The 1376-nt window shown below is 61.6% G+C and carries 1 protein-coding gene; it reads left to right on the top strand.

Annotation, left to right across the window (positions count from 1 at the left end):
- Positions 1 to 1138, top strand: a 1138-nt coding sequence (locus AAIL68_RS17405; protein WP_347141048.1) for an IS110 family transposase, incomplete at its 5' end; no start/stop codon positions are given.
- Positions 1139 to 1376: the final 238 nt, after the last annotated feature.

Raw genomic sequence — 1376 nt, 5'->3', positions numbered from 1 at the left:
TACACCACTTAGCGTAATCGCCACGCCCCACTGCTTTGGTTGCTTCGGGCAGTATGGCTCCGTTGCTTTGGCATTCGCCGAAGTCTTGCACATGGAGGATACGATGGGTGTTTTTGCTGCGTTGGATGTGTCGCAGGAGGAGACGGCGATCTGCATGGTGTGTCAGGACGGCACGATCCTGGCAGAGGCAAAAGTGCCAACCTGCCCAGACAGGATCGCCGCTTGGCTGATGGCGCGGGGGGATGGCCTCCAACGGGTCGGCATGGAAACCGGACCATTGGCCGTCTGGCTCTGGAACGCGCTGACCGCACGGCAGGTGCCAATCATCTGCATAGATGCGCGACACGCGAACGGGGTGTTGAAGATGATGCCCAACAAGACCGACCGGCATGATGCCAGAGGCCTGGCGCAGATCGTTCGCACTGGTTGGTTCAAGGCAGTGCAGATCAAGAGCCATGAGGCCTATGCCAACCGGGCAATGCTCACGGCGCGCGAGACCCTGGTTGGCATGCGGGTCAAGCTGGAGAACGAGATCCGGGGTCTGCTGAAGACCTTTGGCGTCATGTTCGGCAAACGGGTTGGCGGGTTCAAGCGGCGTGCGGAGGAGATCATCTCAAAGGAACTGGCAATTGCCCCTGATCTTGTCCCCATCTTTGAGACCTTGCTCCATGCCCGGCGTGATATCCTGGCCCGTATTGCCGCGCTCGACAGCCGGATCCGTGCGATCGCCAAGCGGCATGCGACAGTCAGGCTGCTGATGACCGCCCCCGGTGTCGGACCAATCACCGCCATGGCGGTTGTTGCAGCCTTCGACGACGCCGCGCGGTTCCGGCGATCCTCCAGCGCAGGCGCCTATCTCGGTCTGACGCCGAAGCGATATGAGTCGGGGGAGATCAGCCGGAACGGGCGGGTGTCAAAGCGCGGCGACAGGTTTACCCGGAAATGCCTGTTCGAAGCAGCAAACGCAATCTTCTGCCGGAAGCTTGGCGGCTCCCGCCTGCGCAACTGGGCAAAGACAGTTGCCGACAGAACCGGGCCACGGAAGGCTAAGGTTGCACTGGCGCGGAAGCTGGCCGTAACGCTACATGCCATGTGGAGCACCAACACGCCCTTCCAGGAGGAAGCAGCGATGGCCTAAAGTCGCACAGCTGCACCGTCGCTGACATAAGCGCAACAGAATGCGTCCAGCCGGGACGCGCGGCGCGGGTGAGATCGTTCCCGAGACTGCGGCAAAGACCGCGCACACCACTTCGATCCACCCGACCCTGAACGCAAACATGCGGCATCCGGCGCGGTGACCGCGGAGAGAACCACAGAGCCCGGCGCGCAGGATGAAACGTAGAAAGGTCAGTCCTTGACGAAGGCGATTAGAGAAC

The organism is Paracoccus sp. SSK6 (assembly GCF_039770665.1).
Classification (GTDB): domain Bacteria; phylum Pseudomonadota; class Alphaproteobacteria; order Rhodobacterales; family Rhodobacteraceae; genus Paracoccus.
The sequence above is the reverse complement of the archived record's forward strand: the minus strand, read 5'-3'. Positions and strand labels throughout refer to the sequence as shown.